This window comes from Armatimonas sp., assembly GCF_031410135.1.
Classification (GTDB): Bacteria; Armatimonadota; Armatimonadia; order Armatimonadales; family Armatimonadaceae; genus Armatimonas.
Genome location: NZ_JANNYP010000211.1, coordinates 1 through 2,255 on the forward strand (window position 1 = coordinate 1; position 2,255 = coordinate 2,255).

Here is a 2,255-nt window from a genome sequence, read left to right on the forward strand (position 1 = left end):
ACCCCGGCGCTTGGAAAGGAAGCCACCTAAATGGCTACCAATTTGGATTGTAACACGCTCTTACAGCACGTTGCCACGCAACGGGAAATGCGCGAAGCTCGCGCTGCGCAGGGCTGGTATCTTTATGCACTCGGGGAAGTACGCCCCGAATCGGTCAGCATCGTTGCGCCGGTTGTCGCAGATCCCAAAACCGGGGTGGTTGCTCAGGCTCAGTACACGGTCTGCCGCGAAACCGGGCGGTGCTCTTGCCCAGATCAGAATCGGCTTGATCGGGTAAATGGGCAGGCGTTTGATCTCGGCTTGCAAATCGATCCTCTCGTCTGTAAGCACGCGCTCATTGTGCCTTTACTCCTGAATCGCGCCGAAGAAGAAGCGGAGCGGGTGCGGCTCTTGGAAGCGGCTAAAGCCGCCGTAGCGGTCCCTCCCGCTCTTCAGATTCGGATTTCAAGTACGGCTCAGTGGCACCTGCGCCGCCGTGTGCGAATCCCTGCGGGGGTGGCAGTATGAAAAATGCCGCTTCTCTTTCACTCGAAAGGGGGGCGGCTCTCGCCGCTCCCAACCTGCTGGATTCCCCCATTATTGGGGGCCAGGGGGATGAGTTCTTCGCGGTTCCGTGCGTGCGCTGTGGCGGCGAGATGCAGCGCCGCTCGGTCTCGCTCTATGTGGGTGGTCGGGGCTATGTCTGCTTCTGGCGGTGCGCTGAGTGCCAAAGCCTTCGGGAAGTGAACTGGTCGGAAGTGATCCAGCACAGCCAGAAAGCCGCCGGAGTTGCCGAACCGAAGGCATCTTACGTTCTGGAATCCTGCCAGCAGGCGTATCGGCCAGGGCCGCCGCGTGAAGCGTTGGAGGAGCTGATCCAGACCACGCCCGGCGGATGGGCGGTCTCGGTGCTGTGGTGGTCTCCGCCGAAGTTTGAAGCTGTGGTGCTCACCCTTGGCAGGGAGAATCGCTTCTTTCGCGGCGAGGTCATCGGGTAGGGATCGTAATTCGGGCCGGGGTTTGCGCCTCGGCCCATTGGAGAAAATGATGGAAGATTGGTTGACGATTAAAGAGGCAGCGGAGATTCTGCGGCTTTCGGAACATACGGTGCGCGACCAGGTGAGAGATGGGAAGATTCCTTCGACTAAGTTGGGCCATCGGACGGTTCGGGTGCGCCGGGTGGATGTCGAGAAACTTTTGCCGCCGACGCTGCCTTTGCACCCTGCCACGGTGCCGGTTTCGCCATTGGTTCGGAAACTAGATCGGGCAGGAGTGGGGCGCTGGCTCCTGGAGGTGATCGAGGGCGAGGCGGGGGATTCTGCGGATAAATTAGCGAAGATTCAGGCGTTCGCTTACGGGCTGGTCGCGGAGTGATTCTTGGGCAGTAGGGAATTCTCTGCCTGGCCTTTTTTCTGGTACACTGTGGGGTTGAAATTGTATGGTTATGAATCTTGCGCGAGGCGCTTTCTCCGGTCACGAAACGTTCACTTTTCGCTATCCTTGGCTCAAAAAAGGGGTAGACGGCCTCAAGGCAAATAGTCAGATTTTCACCTCGGAATCTGCGATCGTCGAGCTGGGAGTGGGGAAGAATATGGTTTCTGCGATCCGGCATTGGTGCTTGGTCACGGGGATGATCGAGGAAGCCACAGAACCCGGTAAGCGGGGCAGTACGCTGAGTCTCTCTGATTTAGGGAAGAAGCTGCTGGACTCGCCGAAGGGCTGGGATCAGTATCTTGAAGACGATGCCACACTCTGGCTTTTGCACTGGCGACTGGTGACGAACCCCGAGAAGGCGACGACCTGGTACGTGGCATTTCATGGCCTGCGCGATGCCGAGTTCACCCGCGACTCGCTCACTAACGAGCTTCTGCGACTCGCGGCGGAGCGGAAGTGGAGCAAGCTTTCCCGGAGTACAGTCGAGAGCGATGTCGCTTGTTTTGTCCGAACCTATGTCCCTGTGAAGCGCGGGGTGACTTCGACGCTGGAAGACACGCTGGACTGCCCGCTGACCCATCTGGGCTTGATTCAGACCGACGAGAAAGGGGAGCGCCTCCGGTTCAACGGTAGGCCGAAGCCCTCGCTCCCCGCCGCGATTTTTGCCTTCGCCCTGGCCGAGTTCTGGGAGAGACGGGCGGCGACGCAAAATACGCTGAGCCTTCGGGAGATCGTCCACGGGGAGGGTAGTCCTGGGCGTGCGTTCCGGCTCGATGAAGACCACGTTCTGAGCTACTTAGATCACCTCGGCGACGTGACGGGTGGGGCGCTGACCTTCGAGG

The 2,255-nt window shown here is 59.6% G+C and carries 4 protein-coding genes; all 4 read left to right on the plus strand.

Going from position 1 to position 2,255, the window contains the following annotated elements:
- Positions 1–30: 30 nt before the first annotated feature.
- A complete protein-coding gene (locus RMO15_RS07560; RefSeq protein ID WP_309710024.1) occupies positions 31–507 on the plus strand; it encodes a hypothetical protein in 477 nt (158 codons plus the stop codon).
- The gene (locus RMO15_RS07565; protein WP_309710026.1) at positions 504–977 is read left to right on the plus strand and encodes a hypothetical protein; all 474 of its coding nucleotides are present in this window, start codon (positions 504–506) and stop codon (positions 975–977) included. The genes RMO15_RS07560 and RMO15_RS07565 overlap by 4 nt, the downstream gene beginning before the upstream one ends.
- Before the next feature lie 46 nt (positions 978–1,023).
- Positions 1,024–1,353 (plus strand): helix-turn-helix domain-containing protein, encoded by a 330-nt coding sequence (locus RMO15_RS07570; RefSeq protein ID WP_309710027.1) that lies wholly within the window; start codon positions 1,024–1,026, stop codon positions 1,351–1,353.
- Between the two features lie 70 nt (positions 1,354–1,423).
- A partial coding sequence (locus RMO15_RS07575) for a DUF4007 family protein (RefSeq protein ID WP_309710030.1) occupies positions 1,424–2,255 on the plus strand: 832 nt, incomplete at its 3' end.